The sequence below is a fragment of the Bradyrhizobium sp. 26S5 genome (assembly GCF_036923295.1).
GTDB classification, from domain to species: Bacteria; Pseudomonadota; Alphaproteobacteria; order Rhizobiales; family Xanthobacteraceae; genus Bradyrhizobium; species Bradyrhizobium septentrionale.
Genome location: NZ_CP145948.1, coordinates 8,101,019 through 8,127,250 on the forward strand (window position 1 = coordinate 8,101,019; position 26,232 = coordinate 8,127,250).

A 26,232-nucleotide genomic window follows, 5' to 3' on the forward strand; every position below is an offset into this window, starting at 1 on the left:
GTGGTCCCGCCTCAGCGGCCCGGGATCGGCAGCACCGGCATGATCTCGACGGCCTCGCCCGGGAAGATCGCAAAATGCGGGTGGTTCTCGAACAGCTTTGCGGCCGCCTCATGCGACGCCGCGCGCACCACGGTGAAGCCGGTCATCAGATTGGCGATGTCGGCGGTGCCGTCAGCGGCGACCTTCTTGGTCTTGCCGAGCGGTCCGCCCATCTCGACGATCACGTCGTGGTGCTTCTCGACCCAGGCGCCCCAGGCGGCCATGCCCTGCTGCTCCTTGGCGCGCCGTTCGGCCTCCGGCATCGCGTTCCAGGCTGCCATCCGCGAACCGTCTTTGCCGCCGCCGAGATAGACGGCGAGGAAGGTGTTGGTGCTCATCTTGCGTCTCCGTTGTGGTGGTTGGTTGATCGTCGTGCGTGGCGCGATGACGCTCTGAAGCGGCACCGCTGTGTTGGTTAGCGCAGCGCCTTGCCCCAGCCGCCCTGCGGGTGCTCGAAGGTGGCGGCGGCCTGTTGCACCTCCTCGGAGAAATCGCCCATCTCCTGCACCTGGCGGATCTCGATCATCTCGTTGGCGGAAGCTGGGCACTTCTTGGCCCACGCGATCGCTTCAGCACGCGAAGCGACGTCGATCATCCAGAAGCCGCCGATCACTTCCTTGGCCTCGGTGAACGGACCGTCGGTCACGACGGGCAAGCCGCTGTCGAACCTGACCCGCGCGCCGGTCGCCGGCGGATGCAGGCCTTCCAGCGTGATCAGCACGCCGGCATCCTTCAGCGCCTGATTGTATCGCATCATCGCGGCGACCCGTTCCGGGTCGAGCTCGAGCTTGGCCGGCGCGGACTCGTAGCCCTGCGGGATCATCAGCATCATGAAACGCATTGGTCGATCTTCCTTGCTTGTTGAATTACTCGCCTTCGTCATCTCGGGCATGCGCCGTCGGGCGCAAGCCCCGCAATGACGAAGACGTCACTTCTTTGCGGCCTGTGCGCGCATCCGCTCTCCCCGCTCGCGCAGCTCGGGCGTCAGCGCCTCACCGAAATCCTCCGCAGCAAACACCTGGCGGATCTCGATCTCGGAGCCGCCGTCGAACGGCGCGCGCTTCATCCAGCCGATCGCTTCATCGAGCGATTTGGTCTCGATCAACCAGAAGCCGCAGACGAGATCGCTGGTCGGGCTGAACGGTCCGTGGCTCACGGTGCTCTGCCCGCCGGCATATTTGACGCGGGCGCCCTTGTTGGTCGGATGCAGGCCCTCGCCGGCCTGCATCACGCCGGCCTTGACCATCTCCTCGTTGAACTTGCCCATCGCGGCGAGCAACTCGGTGCTCGGCATCACGCCGGCCTCGGTATCCTTGTTCGCCTTCACGATCACCATGAACTTCATCGTCCTGCTCCGTTGTGGTGGACCGGCCGTTGCCGGTGCTCGCCAGAAAGACGACGCCGCTCTTGCCACGCCGACAGGTCGAACGAAATTATTTCGGAGGTCATTGCATCGCGCGCCACGGCCTTCAGCGCTCCTGCCTGACGAGTTCACCGTCCTGATGCGACGGACCGAAATAGACGTCGATGCGCGACACCTTGTCGCCGTCGAACACGACAAACTCGGTGTTGCGGAAGCTCTTGCCGTCGCGGCCGACGCAGCGATAGGTGACGAAGGCCTCTCCTCCGTTGACCATGATGCGCTCGATCTCGTGGCGGCCGATCCAGCTGGAGTCGCGCCAGCACTCGGCGAAATAGCGCGGCTTGTCGATGTTCTCGCCGTAGGGCGTCGAGAAGCGGAAATCCTCCGCAAATGCCGCTTCGACCGCCGCGCGGTCATTGGCGAGATAGGCGGCGAAGAGCCCGCGGATGATCTCCGCCCTGTTGCCAGCTGCAGCCATGTCATCTCCACACAATTCGCCCGGGCCTCCGGAGCGCGCTCCAGAACCCGGGCCTCAGGGAGATGACGAACGGGGCGGCGCGAAAGCGACATCGCGCCGCAATTTATTTTCAGGCCCGGCTGGGACTTCAGCCTTCCCTGGGGAACATGCCGAAATAGGGTTCGGCCTCCCTGAGCACGCGCGCGAAGGACGGCCGCGCCTGCAGCCGCTCCAGATAGCCGGCCAGATGCGGATGGCCGTCGCCGAACGGCTCGACCTTGTTGCCGTAGAACAGCGCCGGCGCGGCGGCACAATCGGCCAGCGAGAAGCGTTCGCCCATCATCCAGCCGCCATGCGCGAGTTGCTGCTCGAGAATGGCATAGGAGGTGCGGAGCTGCGCCCGTGCCTCCGCGACGCCATGAGGGTCCTTGCTGTCCGCCGGCCGCAGCCGGTCGCCGACGATCCGCTGCATCGGCAGATGGACATAGAGATCGAGGAAGCGGTCGCGCAGCCGGGTCTGCAGCGCGAGCCCCTGATCTTCGGGGATCAAGGCGACGGTGCCGGGATAATGCCGGTCGAGATATTCGATGACGATGCTCGATTCCGGCACCGTCTCGCCCCGCGTCTCGTCGCGGAGCACGGGGAAACGGCCGATCGGCCACAGCGCGAGCAGCGCCGCGCGTTGCGCGGCATCGCCGAGATTGACCAAATTGGGCGTGAACGGTGCGCCGTTCTCGTAAAGCGCGACCAGCGCCTTCCAGCAGAACGAGGACAGCGGGTGGTAATGCAGGGTGAGCGACATCAGAACTCCATCATGAAACCGGTGCCCGGAGGACGAAGCGGAGAACGCGCCGCCGACATCCGGCATAGTAATTATTTTTCGCCGTCGCCGGGCATGGATATGAGCCTGGACATTGAGCATCGACGCGACACGCATTCGTCGAGCACGCGAATCAAGATGCTGGATTGCTTTGCGAAGCGGTCAGCAATATCAGCCTTCGTAATAGGTCTATCAGCGTTGCTGAAGTGCACGCGTTCCGATCATCTGCATCAGACGAAAGTTGTCGTCGCTTTTCGTCCGTAGGATTACGGTGAACATCACATGCCGACTATGAATGATAACGTGCACATCGGAATATTTCTTCGCAAGTTGAAATAGATGCGCGCACGACGCAACGCGTTGTGCAGTCCGTGCCAGGCCCGCGCGAGTATCAGGCTTTACCGATGCTAAACGGCTCGCTGCAACCTTTCCGTGAGTTGCCTCGATCCGCTTTTCCGAATCCCGTTTCTTTTGAACCCTTCACGGAGCCCTGATGTTCAGTTTCCGCAACAAGGCAAACATCGACAGTGCGCTGGCGCAAGCCGCCGCGATCGGCAAGTCGCAGGCGGTGATCGAGTTCAAGCTCGACGGCACCATCGTCACCGCGAACGAGAACTTCCTGAACGCGATGGGCTACACGCTCGACGAGATCAGGGGCAAGCACCACAGCATGTTCGTCGAGCCGGCGTATCGCGACAGCCACGACTATCGCGCGTTCTGGGCGAGCCTCAACCGCGGCGAATTCCAGGCCGCGCAGTACAAGCGCGTCGCCAAGGGCGGCCGCGAGATCTGGATCCAGGCCTCCTACAACCCGATCCTGGACAAGAGCGGCAAGCCGGTCGGCGTCATCAAGTTCGCCACCGACATCACCACGCAGAAGATCCACAGCATGGAAGACGCCGGCAAGATCGCCGCGATCGGCCGCGCGCAGGCGGTGATCGAGTTCAACATGGACGGCACCATCGTCAATGCCAACGAGAACTTCCTCGGCGCGATGGGCTATTCGCTCGCCGAAATCCAGGGCAAGCATCACAGCATCTTCATGCCGCCGGCCGACCGCGACAGCCCGGCCTATCGCGATTTCTGGGCGCGGCTGAACCGCGGCGAGTTCGAGGCCGGCGAATTCAAGCGCCTCGCCAAGGGCGCCAAGGAGATCTGGATCCTCGCCACCTACAACCCGATCCTCGACGACCGCGGCAAGCCGTTCAAGGTGGTCAAATTCGCCACCGACGTCACCCAGCAGAAGCTGAAGGCCGCCGACAATGACGGCCAGATCGACGCGATCAGCAAGTCGCAGGCGGTGATCGAGTTCAACATGGACGGCACGATCCGTACCGCCAACCCGAACTTCCTCGGCGCGATGGGCTATCTGCTTGCCGAGATCCAGGGCAAGCATCACAGCATGTTCGTCGAGCCGGTCGAGGCGAGTTCGGCCGGTTATCGCGAGTTCTGGGGAGCGCTGAACCGCGGCGAGTTCCAGGCCGCCGAGTACAAGCGCATCGACAAGGGTGGCCGCGAGATCTGGATCCAGGCCTCCTACAATCCGATCCTCGATCTCAACGGCAAGCCCTACAAGGTGGTGAAATACGCCACCGACATCACCGCGCAGGCGATCGGCCGCAAGAAGGCCGACAGCGCGCGCGGCCTGATCGAGGCGGTCGCCGCCGGCAGCGAGGAGATGAGCGCCTCGATCCGCGAGATCTCGGAAACCATGACCAAGTCGAAGCAGAACGCCGCGGTCGCGTCTGGCCGCGTCGAGGCTGCCGACGGCCAGGCGCAGAAGCTCAATGCCGCAGCTCAAGCGATGAGCGGCATCGTCGAGATGATCTCGAGCATCACCGGGCAGATCAACCTGCTCGCGCTCAACGCCACGATCGAATCGGCGCGAGCGGGCGAAGCCGGCCGCGGCTTCGCGGTGGTCGCCTCCGAGGTGAAGAGCCTCGCCAACCAGGCCAAGCAGGCGACCGACACGATCTCCTCGGAAATCGACGCGCTGAACTCGATCGCCGCCGAGGTGGTGACCTCGCTGTCCGAGATCAAGGCCGCGATCGCCGGCGTAAACGAATACATCACCTCCACCGCCGCCGCGGTCGAGGAGCAGAGCATCGTGACGCAGGACATGTCGACCAACATGCAGCGCGCCTCCGCCGAGCTCGCAGCGTAAGCCACGGTGCGATCCTCGAAGGGTGCACGGCCCAGGCTGGTGGCCGTGCATCCTTCGAGACACCCGCTTTGCGGACTCCTCAGGATGGCGGGGAGAAGCCCAAGGGTGCCGTCGGAAACCGACACTCCACTCTTCTATTGACCTGGATAGCAATTGCTTCACTCTTGGTCCGCGTCAAATGCGAGCGGTCAATTGCGATGGGCATTTTTGTCTGCATGCTTCGCTGCGCCGACAACTCCTTCTATGTCGGCAGTGCCACGGGCGACGATCTCGCGCCACGGATCGATCAGCACAATGCCGGCGCCTATCCGGGTTATACGTTCAATCGACGGCCGGTCGTTCTCGTCTGGTCCGAACATTTCGACCGAATCACCGATGGCATCGCTGCTGAGCGACAGATCAAGGGGTGGAACCGCGCCAAGAAGGAAGCTCTGACACGCTCGGACTGGAGTTCAGTTAGCCGTTTCGCACGCCGTCGAGGCGGTAGACTACGCACCACGCCGGATACCAATCCCTCCCCGTCATCCTGAGGTGCGAGCCCGGCGGCGCACTTGCGGCGCTGGGCGAGCCTCGAAGGATGCGCGGCCCGGCTGGTGGCCGTCCACCCTTCGAGGCTCGCTCCGCTCGCACCTCAGGGTGACGGGAAACAGGGGCCCGGTTGACAGGGCGAACCAAAGGTCGCAGACGCTGCTTTCATCAAAAGCACGCCGCTCGCCCAAACAGCTGGACTCGCATCATGACCTCGTCTTCCCAAAAAGTCGCACTTGTGACCGGCGCCGCGCGCGGCATCGGGCTTGCCGCCGCGAAACGCTTTCTTGCGGACGGCTGGCGCGTCGCGCTGCTCGACATCGAGGGTGAATTGCTGGCGAGCGCCGTCGCGGCGCTGAAGCAGCCCGACGCTACGCTGGCGCTGACCTGCGACGTATCCGATGCTGCCGGCGTGACCAAAGCGATGGCGACGATCGCTGGCCGTTTCGGCCGGCTCGACGCGCTGGTCAACAACGCCGGCATTGCCGTGTTCACGCCGGTGCTGGAGACCTCGGACGCCGACTGGAGCCGGATCATGGCGGTCAACCTCACCGGCCCGTTCCTGTGCACCAAGGCGGCTGCGCCCTTGATGCGCGAGCATGGCGGCGGCGCGATCGTCAACATCACCTCGATCTCGGCGGTGCGCGCCTCGACGCTGCGCTCGGCCTACGGCACCAGCAAGGCGGGGCTTGCGCACCTCACCAAGCAGCTCGCGGTCGAGCTCGCCTCGCTCGGCATCCGCGTCAACGGCGTGGCGCCCGGGCCGGTCGAGACCGCGATGGCGAAGGCCGTGCACACGCCGGAGATCCGCGCCGACTATCACGACGCCATCCCGCTGAATCGTTACGGGCTGGAAGAGGAGCTGGCGGAAGCGATCTTCTTCCTGTGCTCGGAGCGCGCCAGCTACATCACCGGACAGATCCTCGCCGTCGACGGCGGCTTCGATGCCGCCGGCATCGGCCTGCCGACGCTGCGCGGCCAGCGGAGGAATGGGTAGCTCCTCCGCTTTCTCACCGTCATCCTGAGGAACGCGTCCTTACGCGCGTCTCGAAGGATGGACGGCCCGACTGGTGGCCGATTCATCCTTCGAGGCTCGCCCAGCGGCGCAATTGCGCCGCAAGGCTCGCACCTCCAGCGACAAGGCGAAGCCTTTGCGCGAGGATGACGGGTTGAAAATCAGCGGAAAAGTCTACCGCCCGTTCACCGCAACCACGCGCCAGGCGCCGGCCAGCCGATCGATCCGCGTCAGCGATAGGGGATCGATCACGAAGCGCAGCGCGAGCTCCGGCGCGAGATCGAGTGCGATTGCGAGCACCGCGCGGATGGTGCCGGAATGCACGACCAGCACGACATCACCGGCCGGCAGACGCGCGAGCCCTGCTTGTGCCCGCGCAATCTGATCCGCGAAACTTTCGCCGCCGGGCGGCCGGTTGGTCCCCGGCGATTGCCAGAACGCGCGATAGCCTGCCGCGCCGAGCTCTCTCTCGATCTCGCTGTGGCGCCGGCCGGTCCAGCCGCCAAAATCCTGCTCGCGGAAGGCGTCGTCCTCGGCCGCCGTGAGGCCGAGCCGCGCGGCGGTCTCGCGGGTGCGCCGCGCCGGGCTGCAAACGGCGAAGGCGCCAGCCGGCAGCCGCGCCTGCAACGCCGCGAAGGCCGCGGCATCGCCGAGCTCCGCGGGCGCATCGGGCGCGTGGATCACGCCGCGCGGTCCGTCGACCGGCGCGTGGCGGATCAGCCAGAGATGCGTTTCGCCGTCCATCTTCGGCTTACCCCAACCGTGCCGCGAGCAGCACCAGGATCGCGGTCTCCGCAACCTGCTCGGCGCCGCCGAGCACGTCGCCGGTCTGGCCGCCGATCTGCCGCTTTGCCAAAAGCGCCATGACCAGCGCGCTCGCGCCGGCCGCGATCGCCGCCAACAGCGCGCTGCCAAATGGCAAGGCAAGGATCGCGATCAGCAGCGCGATACCGGCCGCGACCGCCGCAATCGTGCCATCGGGCCGGCCGGCATTGGCGGCAAGACCATCCTTGCGCGCGTAAGGCAGGCTGATCGTGATCCATGGCAGCACGCCGCGGCCAAGCGCATGCGCAGCGATCAGGCCCTGCACCACCAGACCGTTCGGAAGTGCCGCGAGCGCCGCAAGCTTGGCGGCAAAGCTCACCACCAGCGCCAGCGCGCCATAGGTACCGAGCCGGCTGTCGCGCATGATCTCGAGTTTTGCCGCGACATCGCGGCCGCCACCGAAGCCGTCGGCGACATCAGCGAGCCCGTCCTCATGGAGCGCGCCGGTCAGCAGCGCACCGCCGCCGAGCGCCAGCGCCGCTGCGGCGAGATCCGGCACACCGACCGCCCGCAACAGCAGGCAGAACAGGCCGATCGCCGCCCCGATGCCGGCCCCGACCAGCGGGAACAGCCGCTGCGCCCGCGCAAAACTCTCCGGCCGCGCGCCGTCCCGATGCGGCATCGGCAGGCGGGTCAGAAAGGCCGTGGCGGTCCTGAGATCGTCGAGCCATTGATTCATGGTGAAGGCCTGGAAATTGAACTATTTTGCGGCCCGCTCGACGAGGGAATCGCATGCAGTTCAGTACTCTAGACGACATCCGCAGCTTTTGTCGCGACCTGCCCCCAGGCGACGAGGCGAGCGCTGCGGCAGCTACCCTGCGCCAACAGAACCTGACCAAGCCGCCGGGAAGCCTCGGCCGGCTCGAAGAGGTCGCGGTCTGGCTGGCGCGCTGGCAACGGCGCGAGATCCCCCGGCTCGACCAGGTCACCATTGCCGTGTTCGCCGGCAATCACGGCATCGCCGAGCGCGGCGTTTCCGCGTATCCGTCCGAGGTCACCGCGCAGATGGTGGCGAACTTCGCCGCCGGCGGGGCTGCGATCAACCAGATCGCGAAGCTTGCCGGCGCCGCGCTGCGCGTCGAGCCGCTCGAGCTTAAGCGCCCAACCCGCGATTTCACCATGGCGCCGGCAATGGATGGCGCCGATTACCTGGTCGCGCTCGACACCGGCTGGCGCACGGTGCCCGAACAATGCGACCTGCTCGTGGTCGGCGAAATGGGCATCGCCAACACCACCGTGGCAGCAACGCTGTGCGCGGCGTTGATGGGCGGGCGCGGCGCGCGCTGGGCCGGCCGCGGCACCGGCGTCGACGATGCCGGCCTGCTGCGCAAGCGCACGGTGATCGACACCGCGCTGAAACTGCATCGCAACCTGCTCGACGATCCCTTGGCCGTCGCAGTCGCGCTCGGCGGGCGCGAGCTCGCAGCGATCGCAGGCGCCGTGCTGGCGGCGCGTGCAAGATCGATCCCGGTGCTGCTCGACGGTTTCGTCGCGACATCGGCGGTGCTGCCGCTGGCGCGGCTTGCACCCGACAGCCTCGTACATTGCCGCGCCGGGCATGTGTCGGCCGAACTCGGCCACCGCGAATTGCTGCGCGAGCTCGCGCTCGCTCCCCTCCTCGATCTCGAGATGCGGCTCGGCGAAGCCTCCGGCGCGGGCGTGGCGATCCTGCTGCTGCGCGCGGCGCTCGCCTGTCACGGCGGCATGGCGACCTTTGCCGAGGCCGGCGTTTCCCGCGCGGACTGAAGCCACGCGTTAGAGAAATTTCGGTTCTGATTGAATTAGAACCGAAGCTCTGGCTTCTTGTTTTGACGCGTTTTCTTTACGCGAACCGGTGCCCACTTCGCTCGAAAACGCTCTAACAGGACAGTTCCCTCAAAAAGCCGGTGCATACCGGCTGATGCGGGTCACAATCTTCGCGTGCGCAGCATGACCACTGCGCGCGAAAGGCCTAACCTGTGCGTCGGCGGGCGCCGGCCGGCGCCTCGGCCATGCTGAAACCAGATACCGGGGAGAATCACGTCATGTCGGGTGTTCTCATCAATCTGATCATTCAAATCATCAGCGGAGCCGTCGGCGGCAATGTCGCGGCGGGAGCGGCCAAGAACATCGATCTGGGCACGCTCGGCAACACCATCGCCGGCGCCATCGGCGGCGGCGCCGGCGGACAGCTGCTAGGCATGCTGATCCCACTGCTCGCCAATTCAGGCGCTGCGCCTGACATCGGCAGCATCATCGGACAGGTCGCCGGCGGCGGTGTTGCCGGCGCGGTGCTCACTGCGATCGTGGGCGCGCTCAAGAACCGGGCAGCCTGAATCGACTGCCGTCGCGGAACGGGCATCGGTCTTGACGATGCCCCATTCCGGCGCGAGCCTTGCGATATCCGATGCGGCGAACCCTTGATCGCATCGGCGGCAGGGATTGCGTTCATGAAGGCACTTGTCGCAGCGGCAGCTCTCTGTGCAACGGTTTCCTGCGCACAGGCCGACGTTCGCATCCTTGCCAGCCCCGGCGGGCAGGTCGGCCCGTTCATCGACCTGTTCGACAAGGTGCGCGAGTCGGGCGAGCGCGTGGTGATCGACGGGCCGTGCCTGTCGGCGTGCACGCTGGTGCTCTCGATGGTGCCGGGCGACCGCATCTGCGTGACGCGCCGCGCGGTGCTCGGCTTTCATGCCGCGCGCTCGATCGACCAGCGCGGCCGGACCTATGCGGAGCCGGAAGCCTCCGTCGCTGTGCTGGAAGCCTATCCGGCGCCGGTGCGCAGCTGGATCGTGCGCCGCGGTGGCCTGACCTCACACCTGCTGCTGCTGCGCGGCCGCGAGCTGGCGGCCATCTATCCGCGGTGCAGGTGAGAATCTGTAGCTTGCAGAATGGGCAAAGGCACGTCTGCGTCATGCCCACTCCGCGATCCCAAACCCGTCATCCTGAGGTGCGAGCCCTTGCGAGCCTCGAAGGATGAACGGCCACCAGCCGGGCCGTCGATCCTTCGAGGGCCGCTGAAGGAGCGGCCACCTCAGGATGACGGTGATAGAAAGCACGCCGGGATTAAAGGCTCTGCGCCCTACATCTGCTGCGGGCAGTTCACCATCCAGGGGATGCCGAACTGATCGACGCACATGCCAAAACCGTTGGAGAAGAAGGTCTTGCCGAACGGCAGGGTGACGGTGCCGCCTTCGGACAGCGCCTTGAAGCGGCGTTCAGCATCAGTGGGATCCTCGACCTGCAGCGCGACGTGGAAGCCCTGCGGCTTCTGGAAGTGGCCGGGCGGGGCGTCGGAGGCCATGATGATCTCGCCGTCGATCGTGAGGCGGGCGTGCATGATCTTGTCCTTCCAGCCGGGCGGCGTCTGCATCTCCGCATTGCCCTCGCCGTAAGGGAAGGTCTCCTCGATCTGCGCGCCGAGAACCGTCTGGTAGAATTTCAGCGCGGCGTCGCAATTGCCGTCGTAGGAAAGATAGGGGTTGACCTGCATGACATGCTCCCTGTGATAGATTCTCGTTTTGACGCGTTTTCTTCACGCGAACCGGTAACCACTTCGTTCGAAAACGCTCTCTATTTTTCCGTCAGCTTCTTCAGATTGGCGAGACCGATCTCGAAATCCCTGCCGATCATGCGATCCAGGTTCATGAATACCTGCATCACCTTCGACATGAAGACGGCCGGACCATACATGGTCCATGTGACGCTGGTCGCATCTCCCTGCGGCAGCATTGTGAATTCCGCGGTGTTGTGGCCCTCGAACGGCTTGATGAAATCGAGCTTGATGACGATCTTCGACGGCGCGGAGGACTGCAGGATCTCCATGCGGCCGGCGCCGACATTCTTGTTGCCATCCCAGGCATACACCGCACCCTGCCCGCGCTCGGCGCCGCTATAGATGCGCTTCATGTCCGGATCCCGGTTCTCGTAGGGCGACCACACCGTCCACTGATGGAAATCGTTGATCAGCGGAAACACCCGCTCCGCCGGCGCGTCGATGCTGATCGCACGCGTCACCCGGAGCGTGCCCGGCTTGGTCGCCGCGAGGATCAGGATGACGGCAATCGCGAGCGCAAGAATGACGGCGATGATGGCAATGGTCTCGAACATGACGGTCTCCAGGTGGATGAATTTACCGACTACGCGTCGGCGCTTACCGACTGATGGTCGGTAAGTCAATTGGCTGTGGGCTAGCTAGCGGCGAAACGGAAGCATTGCGCGCAGATTGCCGTCGCGCAGATAGAGCCCGCCCCACACCATCAGGCCGAGATAGAGCCCGAACAGCGTGTGGGTGAACAGCGGACTATCGATCCGCACATGCGATGCGATCGCACCGCCGAGATAGCCGGTGAGCAGGATGGCGCCGAGGATCGAGGTCGGCGGCACCGAATACAGCAGCGTGCAGACGATGGTGATGATGCCGAGGCTGCGCGCCAGCGTATCGCTCGCGCCGTACCCCATCTTGTCCATGGTCTCGGTAACGACCGACAGCGGCACCAGCTTGATCGCGCCGTCGAACAGCAGGAACAGGACGACCACGCCGCTCATGACGCGGCCGGTGATGCGGGCGGGCTTTGAGATCTCGGCATCGACGATCGTCGGCATGGCTTGCTCCCCAAGGTGTGGTGATGCTCTGCCTTCATGACGAACGGGGTGATGTGCGGCCGACAGGGGCGGTGAAGATTTTTCCGGGAGAGCGCGATGAGATGCGGTCATACCGCGACCGCGGCGGGACTGCGGCTCCCTCTCCCGCTTGCGGGGGAGGGCTGGGGTGGGGGTCTCACCACGAGTCCTATTGAGGTGAGAGCCCCCACCCGTATCGCATCTACGATGCGATACGACCTCCCCCGCAAGCGGGAGAGGTGCAGCGTGCGTGCGGCGATGTGGATGAGACTACTTCGCCTTCACATTGCGCGGCTTGCTGTCGCGCATCAGGCGGTCGATGTGCATGCGGATGTGGGCGGCCTCCGCGGTGGTGTTGGCGAGCGCGATGGCGCGGTCGAAGGCGATGCGGGCCTCCTCGTTGCGGCCGAGTTGCATCAGGAAGGCGCCGCGCACGCCGAAATAATGGAAGTAATTGGCAAGCCGCGGCGCCAAAGGCTCGATCATCTCGAGCGCGGCCTCAGGCCCCTTCACCTTGGAGACCGCAACCGCGCGATTGAGCGTGATCACCGGCGACGGCTGCATCACCTCGAGCGCGCCGTAGAGCAGGTCGATCTGGGTCCAGTCGGTATCCTCGGGCTTTTCGGCGCGGGCGTGCAGCGCTGCGATCGCCGCCTGCACCTGATAGGGCCCGCTGCGGCGGTGGCGCATCGCCTTGTCGATCAAGGCGAGGCCCTCGGCGATCAGCTTCTGGTTCCACAGGCTGCGGTCCTGGTCGTCGAGAAGGATCACCTGGCCGTCGGCATCGAAGCGCGCGGCGGCGCGGGCGTGCTGCAACAACAATAGCGCCGTCAGCCCCATGATCTCGGGCTCGCTCTGGAACAGCCGCAGCAGCAGGCGGGCCAAGCGGATCGCCTCCTCGCACAGCGGCGAGCGGATTTCGGCGGTGTCGCCGCTCGCCGAATAGCCCTCGTTGAAGATCAGATAGATCATCGCCGCGACCGAGACCAGCCGCTCGCTGCGCTCGACCGCGCCCGGCGTCTCGAACGGCACATTGGCATCGGCAACGCGCGTCTTGGCCCGCGTGATGCGCTGCTCCATCGCCGCTTCCGACACCAGGAAGGCGCGCGCGATCTGCTTCACCGACAGGCCGGAGACGATGCGCAGCGCCAGCGCGATCTGCTGCGTTGCCGGCAGGTCCTTGTGGCAGCAGATGAACAGCAGCCGCAGGATGTCGTCGCGGTAATGCGAGCCGTCGAGCCGCTCGGCGATCTCGTCCTCGGCATCGTCGAGGTCGGAGATCGCCTGGTCGTCGTCGGGCAGCGGCTCCTGCTTTTTGCTGCGCCTGATATCGTCGATCGCGACGTTACGGCCAACCATGATCAGCCACGCCGCGGGATCGCGCGGCGGGCCGTTCTGCGGCCAGCTCTTCAGCGCCCGCAGGCAGGCGTTCTGAAAGGCCTCCTCGGCGGTATCGAGATTGCGGAAGTAGCGCAGCAGTGCGCCAACCGCCTGGGGACGCGCCGACGTCAGCGCGGCATCGATCCAGGCGGCGTCGGTCATGCTCACGCTTTTGGACTCCCCTGATTGAAGTAGCCGACCGGGCGGATCTCATAGGTGCCGCCCGGATTGGCCTCGCCAAGGTCGCGTGCGATGTCGAGCACCTCGTCGAGGTTCTTGCCCTCGACCAAATAGAAGCCCAGCAGCTGTTCCTTGGTTTCGGCGAACGGGCCGTCCAGCACGACCGGCGGGTTTTCCTTGCGCAGCGTGGTCGCGGCGGTGGTCGGCAGCAGCCGGGCCACTGGGCCGAGCCGGCCCTGCTTGGCGAGCTTGTCCTGCACCACGGACAGTTTCTGCATGACCGAGGCGTCGTGCTCCTTGCTCCAGGAACCGACCATGTCTTCGTCATGATAGCAGAGGATGGCGTACAGCATCGAAAAGGCATCTCCGTTCATTGAAAGAACGAACGATTATGCCCGCTGCCGACAGGGGGAGCGAAAGAAATTTAGGTTCCTGATATCGGCGATGGATTTCGCCGAAGCTGCATGGCGAGCCGCGACAGACCAGCGCCGAGGCGCGGCGATGGCGCGTCAGGTCACCACCGTGACGATCATGCTGCGATTACCAGGTGACGCCGTAGCGGGCGGCGATCCGGCGCGCCTTGGCTTCGTCGCTCTCGCGGCGGCGGGCATGGCTTTTGGTCACAGGCCGGGACGGCTGCTGCGGCGCGGCCTCGGCCGACTGGGCCTGCGACGGCGCCGGCTGGGCGTCGGCCTGAGATGCAGCAGCGGCCGGTTGCGCCTGGGCCGGCGCATCCGCGGCGGCGAGCACGAGGCCGCGGCACTGACCGGCATGGGCGGTGGCGATGGAGGCGAGGACGAAAGCCGGGATCATCAGTTTGCGCATGGAAGTTCTCCCCTGTTGGTGGCAGGAGACTGGGGGCGGGCCGGACCCGCTCTGTGATATCAGTCACATTGACGCTGGAGGTATCTGGATGGGCAAGGGCGTGCTCGCGCTGCTGATCAATGGCGGCTCTGAAAACTGGTCGTCGGCGCGCTGGAAGGCGCGGTTCGACGCCGCCTGCCCGGATCGCCGCGTGGTGCTGCTGCCGGACGGCACGCTCGATCCGGCGGAGGTGCACTATACCGCGGTGTGGAAGCCGAAGCCGGGCGAACTCGCCGCGTTCAAGAACCTGCGCGTCATCTTCAATCTCGGCGCTGGCGTCGACGCGCTGATGGCCGACCGCTCGCTGCCCGACGTGCCGCTGGTGCGGGTTTCGGTCGGCGACCTCACCGACCGCATGACCGAATATGTCGTGCTGCATGTGCTGATGCATCACCGCCAGGAGCTCTATCTGCGCGAGTCACAGCGCGCCAGGCGCTGGGCGCCGAAATATCAGTGGGCGGCGGGCGCGATCACCGTCGGCATCATGGGCCTCGGCACGCTCGGCGCCGCCGCGGCGCATGCGCTGCGCGCGCTCGGCTTCCGCGTCGTCGGCTGGAGCCGCAGCGAGAAGCGGATCGACGGCATCGCCTGCCACCACAGCACTGAGGGGCTGGATGCGTTCCTGCGCGAGACCAACATCCTGGTCTGCCTGCTGCCGCTGACGCCGGACACAAGGCACGTGCTGGACCGCGACGTGTTCGCGAAGCTCAATCGTAGCAGCCCGCTCGGTGCGCCCGTCATAATCAATGCCGGCCGCGGCGGCTTGCAGAACGAAACGGACATTTTGCGCGCGCTCGACGACGGTACGCTGGGCGCCGCCTCGCTCGACGTCTACGAGACCGAGCCGCTGCCCGAGGGGAGCCCGTTCTGGAGCCATCCCAAGGTGGTGCTGACGCCGCACAACGCCGCCGACACCGACGCCGACGAGATCTCGAAATACGTCGCGCAGCAGATCGCGCGCTTCGAGGCCGGCGGCGCGCTGGAGAACCTGGTCGATCGCAGGCGAGGGTATTGAGACATCGTCGTCCCGGGCAAGCGAAGCGCGACCCGGGACCCATAACCACAGGCGTTCGTGATCAAGAAAGCTGTGGCCCCAGCTTACCATAACAACGACAAGCCGTGGTTATGGGTCCCGGCTTTCGCCGGGACGACAGGTGGAGAGGGCGCTCGTCAGCCCATCCCCGCGACGATCTCGGCGAGCCGATCGTAGGCAGGCTCGACGCCCTTCTCGATGCCGGAATTGAGGTGGCCGTCGCGCGCCTCCTTGGTGGGATGGCGAATGGTGGTGGTCAGCGTGGTCGTGCCGGCTTCCTCGACGAAGGTCGAGGTGACCAGGTACTCGTCGCTGGTGAAGCCTGGCATCGAGAAGGTCTCTCCGAAGGCGATGCGATCCGGGCGCACGACCTCGCGGAATGTGCCGGTGAGGACGTGCTCGATGCCATCGGACGAACGGAACACGTAGCGATAGCGGCCGCCGACCCGCAAATCGACCTCGCAGACCGGCATCGCCATCGCGTCGCAGCCGAGCCAGCGAACCAGATATTCCGGCTTGGTCATCGCATCGAACACCAGGTGCCGCGGCGCGTCGAACTGGCGCGTCATGGCGAACTCGATATCCGACGGGGTGGTGATCCTCAACGTCTTATCCACGCGTGCGTCCACGTTGCTTCTCCTTTTTTACTCTGACTTTACTGGTGCTGCGCGGCGGGGCCTTGGCGGCCTCCTCCGCCTTCATCTCCTCGAGCAGGCCGTCGAGGCGGTTGAAGCTCTCGTCCCAGAAGCGGCGGAAATTCCCGAGCCAGAAATCGACCTTCCTGAACGAGTCGGGCGCGATGCGGCACGGCCGCCACTGCGCCTCGCGCCCGCGCGCGATCAAGCCGGCATGCTCGAGCACCTTCAGATGCTTGGAGATCGCCGGCAGGCTCATGTCGAACGGCTTTGCCAGCTCCATCACCGAGGTCTCGCCGAGCGCGAGCCGCGCCAGGATCGCGCGCCGGGTCGGATCGGCCAGCGCCGCGAATGTCGAACTGAGGGGGTCGGGCAGCATCTACTTAGCTCATTGGTTAAATAACCTTTGGGTTAAGTACGACCAAACGGCGCCCACGTCAACGGCGGATTCGTGCGGCTGACGCAGGCGTGAGCGGTTCAGGACTTGCGCGCGAAGGTGACGTGCGTGGCGTACGGGCTCGCGACATGCGAGACGACGGCATAGCCGAGAGCGGGCAGATCGAGGCCCGCGAACAGGCTCTCGCCGGCGCCGAGCACGACCGGCGGCAGCACCAGCTGCAATTCGTCGAGCAGACGCGCCTGCAGGAATTGCCGCACCACCGAGACGCCACCACCCACGCGGATGTCCTTGTCCCCCGCAACCGCGCGCGCCCGCTCCAATGCGGCAAGCATGCCGTCGGTCACGAAATGGAACGTGGTGTCGCCTTCCATCTCGATGTCGGGCCGCGCATGATGGGTCAGCACGAACACCGGCGTGTGGTACGGCGGATTGTCGCCCCACCAGCCCTTCCAGGAATGATCCGGCCATGGCCCGCGGATCGGGCCGAACATGTTGCGGCCGAGGATCCAGGCGCCGATATTCTCCATCGACTTGCGCGCGATCTCGTCGTCGAGCCCGGTCGTCCCGCCATCCTGGCCGGTCATCGCGCGAAAGGCCCGCGTCTCGAACAGCCAGGCGGCGGGCAGCGCCAGCCCGCCCTCGCCGAATGGATGTTCGGGGCTCTGGCGCAGGGCCGCGCCAAATCCGTCGATCGAGACCGTGAATACTGAAGTCCTGACTTTTCCCATGATATTCCGCTTCCGTGGTTGAGAGACCTTACGGAGGACGGGCGGGGAAACCAGCGCCCGACATTTGCTGCGGAGGAAATTTCGCGAGCCGCTATTTCGGCCCGCACATCACGTCGACGGCGCCCTTCACGATCGCCTCGAGCTCCTTGCGCGGCACCCGGGCGCGGGCACGAATCGCAATCGTGTGGATGGTGGCGGAAGCGAGATGCGCCAGCGCGGCCGGATCGGCGCCGTCAGCCAGCTCGCCGCGCTCCTTGGCATGGCGGAAGCAGATGCCGAACGCCTTGTCGAGCTCGGTCAGGCCCTCCACCACCATGCTGCGGATGCCCGGATCCGACACCGCCTCAGACGCCGCGGTCATCACCGTGAAGCAGCCGCGCGGGCCGGACTCGCCGGAGAGATAGATGTCGAGCGCGATGCGGTAGATGCGCTCGAGCCGCTCGCGCAGCGGTGCCTCGGCGCGGAAGATGTCGACCATCGCGGCGCGCGCGTCGTCGCGATAGCGCTGGTAGCTCTTGATGTAGAGCTCGCGCTTGTCGCCGAACGCGCCATAGAGGCTCGGCCGGTTCATGCCGGTCGCAGCACTGAGATCGTCGAGCGAGGTCGCGGCAAAGCCGTCGCGCCGGAACAGATCGAGCGCCTTGCCGAGCGCGACATCCGGCTCATAGGCGCGCGGCCGTCCGCGGCGCTTCGGTGCGACCGGCGCCTCGATTTTGGCAGCAGATGGCGGCTTCTTACTTTTCTGTACCATTTCGCATTAAATTCCTTGACGTCACTAATATTATCCAAGACAGTACAAAAATCAACAACGGCCGGGACACCCGCGCCAGACGCCCCAAGGAGGCACAAATGGACCTTTATTTCTCGCCGCTTGCCTGCTCGATGGCGACCCGCGTCGCGCTCTATGAGGCCGGCCAGCCGGCCAACTATCTCGAGGTCGATCCGAAGACCAAGCAGGTGCGCAACGACGGCACCGACTTCAACAAGGTCAACCCGCTCGGCCTGGTGCCGACGCTGCGCACCGACGACGGCGTGGTGCTGACCGAGAACGCCGCGATCCTGCAATATGTCGCCGATCAGTTCCCGCGCGCCGGCCTCGGCACCGTGTCGAACGCCGAGCGGTCACGGCTGCATCAATGGCTGTGCTTCATCGGCACCGAGCTGCACAAGGGCCTGTTCCTGCCGCTGCTCGACAAGAAGGCGCCGCCGGACGCCAAGACTTACGCGCTGGAAAAATACGTCTCGCGGCTCGACTATGTCGAGGACCATCTGAAGGGCCGCGACTATCTGCTCGATCATTTCAGCGTCGCCGACGCCTATCTCGTCACCGTCATCAACTGGACCATGGCGACGCCGCCGATCGAACTCGCGAAATGGCCGGCGCTGAAGGCCTATTACGAGCGACTGCGGACGCGGCCATCGGTCGCAAAGGCGGTCGCGGAGGAGTTCGAACTCTACAAGGCCGAGATCGCGCGGCACAAGGCGGCGGCGTAGGGATTGACGCACAAGGTGTAGCGGCTCCCGAACGGGGGCCGTTCATCCTTCGAGGCTCGCAAGAGCTCGCACCTCAGGATGACGGAGATGGACTTGCGCGCCGAATGCCGGCCGCTCACTCAGCCCCATCCCCGTCATGCCCGCGCAAAGGCTTCGCCTTTATCGCTGGAGGAGCGCGGAACGCGCGTCTCGAAGCACGACTGCCCGGTTCGCGCCTCACCCGTAGCCCGGATGGAGCGCAGCGCAATCCGGGACGGACTTAGCCGCAGGTGAGACTGTCCCGGATTTCGCTTGGCTTCATCCGGGCTATGCCGCAATCAGAACGGCTCCTGCCCCAGTCCCGGCACATCGGCCGGACGCGGGCCCGGCGCGGGCCAATGGAAGCGGCGGTCCTTCTCTGAGATCGCGATGTCGTTGATCGAGGCCTCGCGGCGGCGCATCAGGCCGTGCTCGTCGAACTCCCACTGCTCGTTGCCGTAGGAGCGAAACCAGTTGCCGCCCGCATCGTGCCATTCGTATTGGAAGCGCACCGCGATGCGGTTGTTGTCGAACGCCCAGAGATCCTTGATCAGGCGATACTCCAGCTCCTTCTCCCATTTGCGGGTCAGGAATGCCACGATCGCCTCGCGCCCCCCGAACACCTCGGAGCGGTTACGCCAGCGGCTGTCCTCCGTATAGGCGCCGGCAACCCGAACGGGGTCGCGCGAATTCCAGGCATCCTCCGCCATGCGCGCCTTCTGCGCGGCGGTCTCGCGGGTGAAAGGCGGCAGCGGCGGACGTGACATCGGCGATCCCTCGCGGTTGTTTGTCGCGCAAATCTATCGCCCCGCCGCGCAGAGTCGATGGGGCATTTCCGATCGGTCAATAGTCAGGCCATATCGGCCTTCATCAGTGTGCGGATGCTCTTCGGTATAGGCTGTGCCCTGCCCTGACTGACGAAGGCAACACGCACCTGTGCCTTCACAAGCACGTCATCGCCGCGCCTGACCTCCTGCGCGAGCATGATCGAGGCGCCCTTCACCGCGATCGGCCAGGTCACGATGTCGAGCATGTCGTCCATCCGCGCGGGCTTGAGGAAGTCGAGCGTCATCGAGCGCACGACAAAGGCAAAGCCGCCGGTCTCCGCCTCGGCCTCCTCGAACAGCGCGTTCTGCTCGGCGCCCATCAACCGGAGATGATTAGTGCGCCCGCGCTCCATGAAGCGCAAATAATTGGCGTGGTAGACGATCCCGGAAAAGTCGGTGTCCTCGTAATAGACGCGGACCTGCATATGGTGGCGGCCATCGCGGATCGCGCCGTCGATATGGGGTAAGGTCATCTGGAAAACTCTCGCTCAATATCTCCGCGACCGTCGAGAACGCGAACGATCACGATCCGATCCGTCTCTACCAAATAGAATGCAATGTAGCCCTTGATCAACGGCCCACGTAACGACGGCCGCAACCAACTTCGATTGCCTCATCGTGAAACGAACACGGAACCATAATATCCGTGCTTCACTCCGACTTGTCGACGTTCCAGAAGATCGGCGTGGCAGGGCCGTCAAGCACGCCTGAGAGCGATTTTCGCCACGCGCCGACCCCGCGCCATTGCCCGAGGGGGACATAGATCACCTGGTCATAGACGACCGCCTGGATATCTGCGGCGATCTTCTTCCGCTCGGCCGGCGTGGATGCACGCGCGAACTGGTCTTTCAGCGCTTCGAGCCGGGCCGATTCCGGCCAACCAAACCAACCACCGTTCCTGCCTCGACCGTTGACCAATATGTTGACGACGGGGTCCACCACATCGGCAATGATGAAGTTGGTGAAAAACAAGTTCCAACCGCCCTCTTTGGGCGGCTTCTGGCTAGCGCGACGGGAGACCACTGTTTGCCAATCGGTCGCCTGGAGGTCCACGTTGAACCCAGCCCTACGCAGCAGTTGCGCCGCGACGATCGGCTGTGCCTTGAAAACCAGGACGTCACCGGGCGCCATGATCACAACAGGCGTGCCGTCGTAGCCGGACTCGGCAAGGAGCTTCGTCGCTTGTGCGATGCCATTGCCCTTCACCAGCGAATCCGAGCCGGCGTCGGTGGCCAGCGGCGTGTCACAACCGAAAACCGCGCCACATACCCGGTAGTATTCTGAATTGCCAACCAATGCGTCCAGCACGTCCTTCTGGTTCAGCGCCAGCAACGCCGCGCGGCGCACCAGCACGTTATCGAACGGCGGGTAAAGAAAATTCATGCGTCCGACGATCTGGAAGCCATGCTTGTCCAGGGTCTCAAGCTTCAAGTCCTTGTTGGCCGCCAACTTCGTCACGAGATCGAAGGGAATATTCTCCACGAAGTCGATGTCGCCGGATTGCAGCGCGTTCACGGCGGTCTGTGCATCTGGCATCCTGATCCATTCGACCCGATCGACCTTCACGACCTTGCCGCCCGACGTCCAGTTCGGCGGCTCCTTGCGCGGCACGTAGTCCGTGTTTTTCTCATAGACGGCCTTTACGCCAGGCTGGAATTCAGACTGAACGAACTTGAAGGGACCGGAGCCGATCTGCTCCTTGATTTGCTGGCCCGGCGGCGTTTCGGCCAGACGCTTGGGCATCATAAACGGAACAATCGATGAAGGTTTTCCAATCGATTCCAGCACCAACCCGTAAGGCTCTTTCAGTTTCAGCGTGATGGTTCTGTCGTCAGTGGCCTCAATGCTGGCTGTGAAGTCCATGAGCGTCTGGCCCATGGTCTCGTTCTTGCTCCAGCGCTTGAGCGACGCAACGCAGTCTTCCGCGGTGACCGGGCTGCCGTCATGCCATTTAAGTCCGTCGCGGAGGGTGAAGGTGTAGGTGAGCTTGTCGTCGGAGACCTTCCAATCCGCCATCTGAGGCTGGATCTTGAAGCTGGAGTCGGTGGCGAGCAAAGTGTCAAAGATCATGTAGCCGTGATCGCGCGTGATATACGCCCCGGTGAAGCCCGGGTCGAGAATGCGCAGATCGGAATGCATCACCGCAATGAGAGTCTTCGCATGCACCGGCGACGAGATTGGTTGCGCCGAAGCGAACACTGCCGACAAGGCGCCAACTGACACCACAGTGCAAAGTTTCCGACATGATATCTGAAGCATTGGATGTCTCCTGATATCGGCTGGTCAAATCCTCAAATTCGGGCTTAGCTGAGCGTGCAGGCTTGATATGGCGGAGCACCGCACCAGCGACCACATGCAGAGATGTCCGCCCGGCGCCCTACCCGCAATCATCCCTCGGGTGCTGCGCTGGACAGCGCTCGTTGCGCCGCGAGCGAAATGAGTACCGATGAGCCGACCTTGTCGATCGACTGCGATTATTTCATTCCCGCCTGCTGCAATCCCTTGAAGAGTTCATTCAAGGTACTCTGAAACGCCAGATGCTGATTTGGAATTTCCTGGGAATAGATGTCGCGGATACGCGCCAGTGTGTAACCCGGCAGCGCGCTGTTGAAATCATTCAGCTCGTCGACCGCTTCGGTTTGCTTTCCGGCCAGCGCAAAGGCGCTCACCAAATGCGCGCGACTGAACCAAACCGTGCGTCTCTCCTCAACCGCTCTACGAAGCCAGACAATTGCATCGTCGTAGTTTCCCATCGCGAAGTACGCGCGCCCCAGGACCCAGGAAAATACACTCCTGGCAGGATCGCGAGGACTGAGTCTGATCGCCTTCAACACCAGCGGAGGCGCTTCCTTGGGACGCCCCGTCAGGACAAGTTGATTGGCCTTTTGAGCATATGCGAGGGCAAGATTGGGATCGAGGGCAAGCGCCCGTTCGAAAGCGTCCAGGGCTCCTTGATGATCCCCCTTCGCACGGCGAATAAAGCCATCATCCATGTGGCTCAGAGCAATGGTCGGGTCGAGACTGAATGCCTGTTGCAGCGCATGCTCGGCCTGGCTCAGCAGCTCAATTCGTGCGTTGGAATCCGTTCCAGCAGCTTCGTTCCAGCGATTCAAATAGTCACGCATCAAGACATCTGCCAGTTGGCTCCAGGCGATGGCCGATTGCGGGCTGAGCTGCAGAGAATCCTGAAGATACTTGCGTGCGATAAGATTGTGCTGCGGAGTAATCGATTCAATGAGAATAGCCATGGCGCGTAACCTCATATCAATCGCATTGGAATCTCCCGATCGATTACGTCGACGGCTCTCGGCCTTGACCAGTTGAAGTCCGAGTGACGATGCGATTCGACCAGTTACAACTTCCTGCAATTCGAAAAGGTCTGTAACATCCGTATCAAATTGATCCGCCCAAATAGCCGTGGCGGAACGCGCATCTACCAGGTGCGCGTTCGCTTGCACCTTGGTACCGACTTTCCGGATGCTGCCTTCCAAGAGATATCGAACGTCGCAGTCCTGTCCGATTTGTCGAGGGTCGATATCTTTCCCTTTGTAAGTGAAAGCCGTTGCACGCGCAATCACCACGGTATCAGCCAAGCGGGAAAGGTGCGTGGTTAGATCATCGGTGACCGCGTCGGCGAAATAGCCCTCCTGCGGATCATTGCTCATGCTGCGAAACGGCATGACCATGATGGAAGCTTGAGCAGACTGCGCTTTTTGGCCATGCCAAAGCGGCACTGTGCCCACAATCGTCGCGATGGCTAGTAAGACAGCAAATGCAGCGACCACCGGACGACGCATCGGAGGAAGCGCGATAACTCGGCGCGCGGCGAGACGCATTCGCCCCAGGAGAGATTTGTCTTGCTCCTGGGCCTGGGTGACCCGAAAGACCTGAATCGGAGGGTCAATGTTCTTGACCCGGTGACGGCCCCTGTCCTCAAATGCGAGATCCGGATGACCCAGGAGCTGATCCCGAACGGTATTGGTAACAAATAGCTCGCCCGGCTCGGCGAGAGTTTCCAGCCGTGCTGCAATATTGACGCTGTTTCCGTAGATATCGCGCTCGTCGAAAATGACGTCGCCGGCATTTACGCCGATGCGCATTTGGAAGCGGCGCTCGGGGGCGGCACCGGCATTGCGCTTGCTCAATTCCTGCTGAATTTCGATACCGCAACGTACGGCATCCAGAGCGCTGCCAAATTCGACAAGCAATCCATCGCCGCTGGATCGGATAAGGCGACCATCATGCTCGGAAATTTTGGGTTCGATCAGGCTGCCGAAACATTCGGCCAGCATCACGTGTGTGGCGTCCTCGTCGGTCGACATGAGCCGACTGTAGCCAACGACATCTGCCAGCAGGACGGCTGTCATCCTGCGTTTCACAGGGCACCTCCTTCCCGCGGCATCGGGGCTTAATGTTTTTACAGGAGCGGGCGGCTGTTGTCACGCGCCGAGGTCGGCGTGGCCGCACAACACCCGTTTGGGTGATGAACGTGCGTACCTCGCTAAAGGATGCCGCGTTTCAAGGCACTTCCCATGCAGCCTGATCTCCAAACGCCGACGTCCGCGCCTTTATGAGTGCACGGCCGGGCTCGTCAGGACACCACCGGCCCCTTTGCGCCGAGCGTCACCTGCACGATCTCGGGCGGCACGCCGAGGCGGAACGGCATGATGCTGCAGCCGAGGCCGCCGGAGACGACGACGTCGCATTTCAACTTCAGATGGCCATAGGCCAGCCGCATGCCGTGCTTGACCGGCACCGCGGGCGACCAGCCGAGCAGCCGGACCTGGCCGCCATGGGTGTGGCCTGACAGCTGCAACGCGACGCGCGGGGGCACGCGAAGCGCAACGTCGGGTTCATGCGCGAGCAGGATCACCGGCGCGTCGTCGGTGACCTTTGCAAGCGTCGCGTTGAGATCGTCGACGCCGATGCGGGTGACCTGGCGATAGTGCCGCGCCGGCAGATAGGCGAGCTGGTCGCCGAGGCCGGCGAGCCAGAACGCATGGCCGTCCTTGACGAGCCGCACCGCGTCGTTCTCGTAGACCGGGATGCCCGCCCGCTCCAGCGCGCGGCGCGCGACCGGTGTGCCCTGCCCCAGGCGCTGCACCGCCTTGTCCTCCCAATAGTCGTGATTGCCGAGCACGGCATGCACGCCGAGCGGCGCCTTCAGGCCCTTCAGCACCGCGGCCCATTCGGAGGCCGGAATGAAGCGCGTGACGTGGCGCAGCCCCGCGACATAGTCGCCGAGCAAAACGATGATGTCGGCGTTCAACGCATTGGTGCGCTCGACGATTGTCTCGATACGATCGAGCGACATCCAGGGATCGCAGGCGTGGATGTCGGCGAGCACGGCGATCTTGAGCGGAAAGTCCGCCGGCCATTGCCGCGGCGACAGATCGTAACGCGTGAGCGTGAGCCGGGCGACCGGCTCGCTCAGGCCGTAGGCCGCGGTCGAGGCCGTGACGGCGGTCAATCCGCCGAACCCGCGAAGCAAATGACGACGTGAAATCATGGACGTTTGATCGGTGATGCCTGACGCTTCCTGGAAACGCTCCGACCAATCATAAGCCCTTTGATTGGAGCGGAATTGGGCCGCGTTTGTGCAGACGGCCTGCAGAGACCTCGCAAGGGTTAGCGGGCAAGGTTACCCGGCTGCGCGATGCGCTGCACCAACACGTCTTTTCACGACTTCGGGAGCAGCTCAGTCCTCGTCGCCATTGTTGCCGAACAGGCCGAACTGCGAGGGATCGCGGTTCGGCTCGGCGAGGCCGAGATGACGGAAGGCATGCGAGGTCAGCAGCCTTCCGCGCGGCGTGCGCTGCAGATAGCCGCACTGGATCAGATAGGGCTCGATGATGTCCTCGATCGCATCGCGCGGCTCCGACAGTGCCGCCGCCATGGTCTCGACGCCGACCGGCCCGCCGCCATAGTTCAGGGCGATGGTGGTGAGATAGCGCCGGTCCATCGCATCGAGCCCGGCACTGTCGACCTCGAGCGCGCTCAGCGCGCGGTCGGCGATGCCGCGGTCGATGGCGTCGGCGTCCGCCGCGGAGGCAAAGTCGCGCACGCGGCGCAGCAGGCGGCCGGCGATGCGCGGCGTGCCGCGGGCGCGGCGCGCGATCTCGTTGGCGCCGTCGGGGCTCATGCCGATGTTGAGCACGCGGGCGCCGCGGGTGACGATCTTCTCCAGCTCGTCCTCGGTGTAGAAATTCAGCCGGATCGGAATCCCGAAGCGGTCGCGCAAGGGATTGGTGAGCAGGCCCGCGCGCGTCGTCGCGCCGACCAAAGTGAATTTCGACAGCTCGATCTTCACCGAGCGCGCCGCTGGGCCCTCACCGATGATCAGGTCGAGCTGAAAATCCTCCATCGCGGGATAGAGCACTTCTTCCACCGCCGGACTCAGGCGATGGATCTCGTCGATGAACAGCACGTCGCGCTCTTCCAGATTGGTGAGCAGCGCCGCGAGATCGCCGGCCTTCGCGATCACCGGACCCGAGGTGGCACGAAAGCCGACGCCGAGCTCGCGCGCGACGATCTGCGCCAGCGTGGTTTTGCCGAGGCCAGGGGGACCGACGAACAGCACATGATCGAGCGCCTCGCCGCGCTTCTTCGCTGCCTCGATGAAGATCGAGAGATTCTTGCGCGCCTGGGCCTGGCCGACGAACTCCGTCAGCGACTGCGGACGCAGCGCGGTGTCGCCGACATCATCGGAGCGGCGTTCGGGCGTGACCATGCGCGAGGGCGTGTTCATGATGCGAAACTAGCACGAGATCGTTGTTCTCCCTCGCCCCGCCCTTGCGGGGAGAGGGTCGGGGTGAGGGGCTCCATCCGCGAGCAGGGTGTGTTTTGAGACCTGTACCCCC

The 26,232-nt window shown here is 64.3% G+C and carries 31 protein-coding genes; 8 read left to right on the forward strand and 23 right to left on the reverse strand.

All coding sequences use genetic code 11. The annotated features are described in order from the left end of the window. Window positions 1-11: 11 nt before the first annotated feature. The 5 genes from V5279_RS38280 to V5279_RS38300 all read right to left on the reverse strand — a co-directional run bounded on the left by V5279_RS38280 (window position 12) and on the right by V5279_RS38300 (window position 2,661). The gene (locus V5279_RS38280) at window positions 12-377 is read right to left on the reverse strand and encodes a YciI family protein (protein ID WP_166298938.1); all 366 of its coding nucleotides are present in this window, start codon (window positions 375-377) and stop codon (window positions 12-14) included. Between the two features lie 77 nt (window positions 378-454). Next, a complete protein-coding gene (locus tag V5279_RS38285) occupies window positions 455-880 on the reverse strand; it encodes a YciI family protein (RefSeq protein ID WP_166298939.1) in 426 nt (141 codons plus the stop codon). An 87-nt stretch (window positions 881-967) separates the two neighbouring features. Then, window positions 968-1,384, reverse strand: a complete 417-nt coding sequence (locus V5279_RS38290; protein WP_338692087.1) for a YciI family protein — start codon at window positions 1,382-1,384, stop codon at window positions 968-970. A gap of 124 nt (window positions 1,385-1,508) precedes the next feature. After that, window positions 1,509-1,880 carry a nuclear transport factor 2 family protein gene (locus tag V5279_RS38295; protein ID WP_338692088.1) on the reverse strand — a complete coding sequence of 124 codons (372 nt, stop codon included), beginning with the start codon at window positions 1,878-1,880 and terminating at the stop codon, window positions 1,509-1,511. A gap of 127 nt (window positions 1,881-2,007) precedes the next feature. Next, the gene (locus tag V5279_RS38300; protein WP_338692089.1) at window positions 2,008-2,661 is read right to left on the reverse strand and encodes a glutathione S-transferase family protein; all 654 of its coding nucleotides are present in this window, start codon (window positions 2,659-2,661) and stop codon (window positions 2,008-2,010) included. A gap of 511 nt (window positions 2,662-3,172) precedes the next feature. Here V5279_RS38300 and V5279_RS38305 point away from each other — a divergent pair. The 3 genes from V5279_RS38305 (at window position 3,173) to V5279_RS38315 (ending at window position 6,368) form a co-directional block, all read left to right on the forward strand. Continuing rightward, on the forward strand, window positions 3,173-4,843 hold the full coding sequence (locus V5279_RS38305) for a PAS domain-containing methyl-accepting chemotaxis protein (protein WP_338692090.1): 1,671 nt from the start codon (window positions 3,173-3,175) through the stop codon (window positions 4,841-4,843). A gap of 197 nt (window positions 4,844-5,040) precedes the next feature. Then, the gene (locus V5279_RS38310) at window positions 5,041-5,373 is read left to right on the forward strand and encodes a GIY-YIG nuclease family protein (RefSeq protein ID WP_338692091.1); all 333 of its coding nucleotides are present in this window, start codon (window positions 5,041-5,043) and stop codon (window positions 5,371-5,373) included. 206 nt (window positions 5,374-5,579) lie between these two features. Further along, window positions 5,580-6,368, forward strand: coding sequence for an SDR family oxidoreductase (locus V5279_RS38315; protein ID WP_338692092.1), 789 nt, complete (start codon window positions 5,580-5,582; stop codon window positions 6,366-6,368). Between the two features lie 192 nt (window positions 6,369-6,560). On the opposite strand, the gene V5279_RS38320 is transcribed toward V5279_RS38315, so the two are convergent. Further along, complete coding sequence (locus tag V5279_RS38320; protein ID WP_338692093.1) at window positions 6,561-7,130, reverse strand: histidine phosphatase family protein; 570 nt, start codon at window positions 7,128-7,130, stop codon at window positions 6,561-6,563. 7 nt (window positions 7,131-7,137) lie between these two features. Further along, window positions 7,138-7,890, reverse strand: coding sequence for an adenosylcobinamide-GDP ribazoletransferase (gene cobS / locus V5279_RS38325; RefSeq protein WP_338692094.1), 753 nt, complete (start codon window positions 7,888-7,890; stop codon window positions 7,138-7,140). Window positions 7,891-7,943: 53 nt separating this feature from the next. Between cobS and cobT the strand changes: the two genes are divergently transcribed. The 3 genes from cobT to V5279_RS38340 all read left to right on the forward strand — a co-directional run bounded on the left by cobT (window position 7,944) and on the right by V5279_RS38340 (window position 10,063). Beyond that, window positions 7,944-8,957, forward strand: coding sequence for a nicotinate-nucleotide--dimethylbenzimidazole phosphoribosyltransferase (cobT, locus tag V5279_RS38330; protein ID WP_338692095.1), 1,014 nt, complete (start codon window positions 7,944-7,946; stop codon window positions 8,955-8,957). 278 nt (window positions 8,958-9,235) lie between these two features. Further along, the gene (locus V5279_RS38335) at window positions 9,236-9,526 is read left to right on the forward strand and encodes a hypothetical protein (RefSeq protein WP_021080156.1); all 291 of its coding nucleotides are present in this window, start codon (window positions 9,236-9,238) and stop codon (window positions 9,524-9,526) included. 114 nt (window positions 9,527-9,640) lie between these two features. After that, the gene (locus V5279_RS38340) at window positions 9,641-10,063 is read left to right on the forward strand and encodes a hypothetical protein (protein WP_166298945.1); all 423 of its coding nucleotides are present in this window, start codon (window positions 9,641-9,643) and stop codon (window positions 10,061-10,063) included. Window positions 10,064-10,272: 209 nt separating this feature from the next. Here the strand turns inward: V5279_RS38340 and V5279_RS38345 are convergent, their stop codons facing one another. The 6 genes from V5279_RS38345 to V5279_RS38370 form a co-directional block, all read right to left on the reverse strand. After that, complete coding sequence (locus V5279_RS38345) at window positions 10,273-10,683, reverse strand: VOC family protein (RefSeq protein WP_166298946.1); 411 nt, start codon at window positions 10,681-10,683, stop codon at window positions 10,273-10,275. Between the two features lie 80 nt (window positions 10,684-10,763). Then, window positions 10,764-11,300 (reverse strand): SRPBCC family protein, encoded by a 537-nt coding sequence (locus V5279_RS38350; RefSeq protein ID WP_338692096.1) that lies wholly within the window; start codon window positions 11,298-11,300, stop codon window positions 10,764-10,766. An 84-nt stretch (window positions 11,301-11,384) separates the two neighbouring features. Continuing rightward, window positions 11,385-11,795, reverse strand: coding sequence for a DoxX family protein (locus V5279_RS38355; protein WP_029077572.1), 411 nt, complete (start codon window positions 11,793-11,795; stop codon window positions 11,385-11,387). A gap of 288 nt (window positions 11,796-12,083) precedes the next feature. Further along, on the reverse strand, window positions 12,084-13,361 hold the full coding sequence (locus V5279_RS38360) for an RNA polymerase sigma factor (protein ID WP_338692097.1): 1,278 nt from the start codon (window positions 13,359-13,361) through the stop codon (window positions 12,084-12,086). After that, a complete protein-coding gene (locus V5279_RS38365) occupies window positions 13,358-13,726 on the reverse strand; it encodes a YciI family protein (protein WP_029077574.1) in 369 nt (122 codons plus the stop codon). The genes V5279_RS38360 and V5279_RS38365 overlap by 4 nt, the downstream gene beginning before the upstream one ends. 187 nt (window positions 13,727-13,913) lie before the next feature. Next, window positions 13,914-14,198: a hypothetical protein gene (locus V5279_RS38370; protein WP_338692098.1), complete on the reverse strand. Its 285-nt coding sequence runs from the start codon at window positions 14,196-14,198 to the stop codon at window positions 13,914-13,916. 88 nt (window positions 14,199-14,286) lie between these two features. Between V5279_RS38370 and V5279_RS38375 the strand changes: the two genes are divergently transcribed. Next, complete coding sequence (locus V5279_RS38375; protein ID WP_338692099.1) at window positions 14,287-15,252, forward strand: glyoxylate/hydroxypyruvate reductase A; 966 nt, start codon at window positions 14,287-14,289, stop codon at window positions 15,250-15,252. Window positions 15,253-15,407: 155 nt separating this feature from the next. Here the strand turns inward: V5279_RS38375 and V5279_RS38380 are convergent, their stop codons facing one another. The 4 genes from V5279_RS38380 to V5279_RS38395 form a co-directional block, all read right to left on the reverse strand. Further along, complete coding sequence (locus V5279_RS38380) at window positions 15,408-15,887, reverse strand: SRPBCC domain-containing protein (protein WP_338692100.1); 480 nt, start codon at window positions 15,885-15,887, stop codon at window positions 15,408-15,410. Next, window positions 15,880-16,284, reverse strand: coding sequence for a metalloregulator ArsR/SmtB family transcription factor (locus V5279_RS38385; RefSeq protein ID WP_338692101.1), 405 nt, complete (start codon window positions 16,282-16,284; stop codon window positions 15,880-15,882). Before V5279_RS38385 ends, V5279_RS38380 begins: the two co-directional genes overlap by 8 nt. A gap of 98 nt (window positions 16,285-16,382) precedes the next feature. Beyond that, window positions 16,383-17,033, reverse strand: a complete 651-nt coding sequence (locus V5279_RS38390) for a dihydrofolate reductase family protein (RefSeq protein ID WP_338692102.1) — start codon at window positions 17,031-17,033, stop codon at window positions 16,383-16,385. Between the two features lie 91 nt (window positions 17,034-17,124). After that, window positions 17,125-17,784, reverse strand: a complete 660-nt coding sequence (locus tag V5279_RS38395; RefSeq protein ID WP_029077580.1) for a TetR/AcrR family transcriptional regulator — start codon at window positions 17,782-17,784, stop codon at window positions 17,125-17,127. Window positions 17,785-17,882: 98 nt separating this feature from the next. Between V5279_RS38395 and V5279_RS38400 the strand changes: the two genes are divergently transcribed. After that, on the forward strand, window positions 17,883-18,527 hold the full coding sequence (locus V5279_RS38400) for a glutathione binding-like protein (RefSeq protein ID WP_338692103.1): 645 nt from the start codon (window positions 17,883-17,885) through the stop codon (window positions 18,525-18,527). 317 nt (window positions 18,528-18,844) lie between these two features. Here the strand turns inward: V5279_RS38400 and V5279_RS38405 are convergent, their stop codons facing one another. The 6 genes from V5279_RS38405 to ruvB form a co-directional block, all read right to left on the reverse strand. Beyond that, the gene (locus V5279_RS38405) at window positions 18,845-19,312 is read right to left on the reverse strand and encodes a nuclear transport factor 2 family protein (protein WP_338692104.1); all 468 of its coding nucleotides are present in this window, start codon (window positions 19,310-19,312) and stop codon (window positions 18,845-18,847) included. An 83-nt stretch (window positions 19,313-19,395) separates the two neighbouring features. Continuing rightward, entirely contained in the window at window positions 19,396-19,845 is a 450-nt protein-coding gene (ybgC, locus tag V5279_RS38410) for a tol-pal system-associated acyl-CoA thioesterase (RefSeq protein WP_166298958.1), read from the reverse strand. A 178-nt stretch (window positions 19,846-20,023) separates the two neighbouring features. Beyond that, complete coding sequence (locus tag V5279_RS38415; protein ID WP_338692105.1) at window positions 20,024-21,631, reverse strand: ABC transporter substrate-binding protein; 1,608 nt, start codon at window positions 21,629-21,631, stop codon at window positions 20,024-20,026. A gap of 215 nt (window positions 21,632-21,846) precedes the next feature. Beyond that, window positions 21,847-23,739, reverse strand: a complete 1,893-nt coding sequence (locus tag V5279_RS38420; protein ID WP_338692106.1) for an adenylate/guanylate cyclase domain-containing protein — start codon at window positions 23,737-23,739, stop codon at window positions 21,847-21,849. Window positions 23,740-23,963: 224 nt separating this feature from the next. Next, entirely contained in the window at window positions 23,964-24,881 is a 918-nt protein-coding gene (locus V5279_RS38425; protein WP_338692107.1) for a metallophosphoesterase, read from the reverse strand. A 189-nt stretch (window positions 24,882-25,070) separates the two neighbouring features. Beyond that, window positions 25,071-26,120: a Holliday junction branch migration DNA helicase RuvB gene (ruvB, locus tag V5279_RS38430; protein WP_338692108.1), complete on the reverse strand. Its 1,050-nt coding sequence runs from the start codon at window positions 26,118-26,120 to the stop codon at window positions 25,071-25,073. Between the last annotated feature and the right edge of the window lie 112 nt (window positions 26,121-26,232).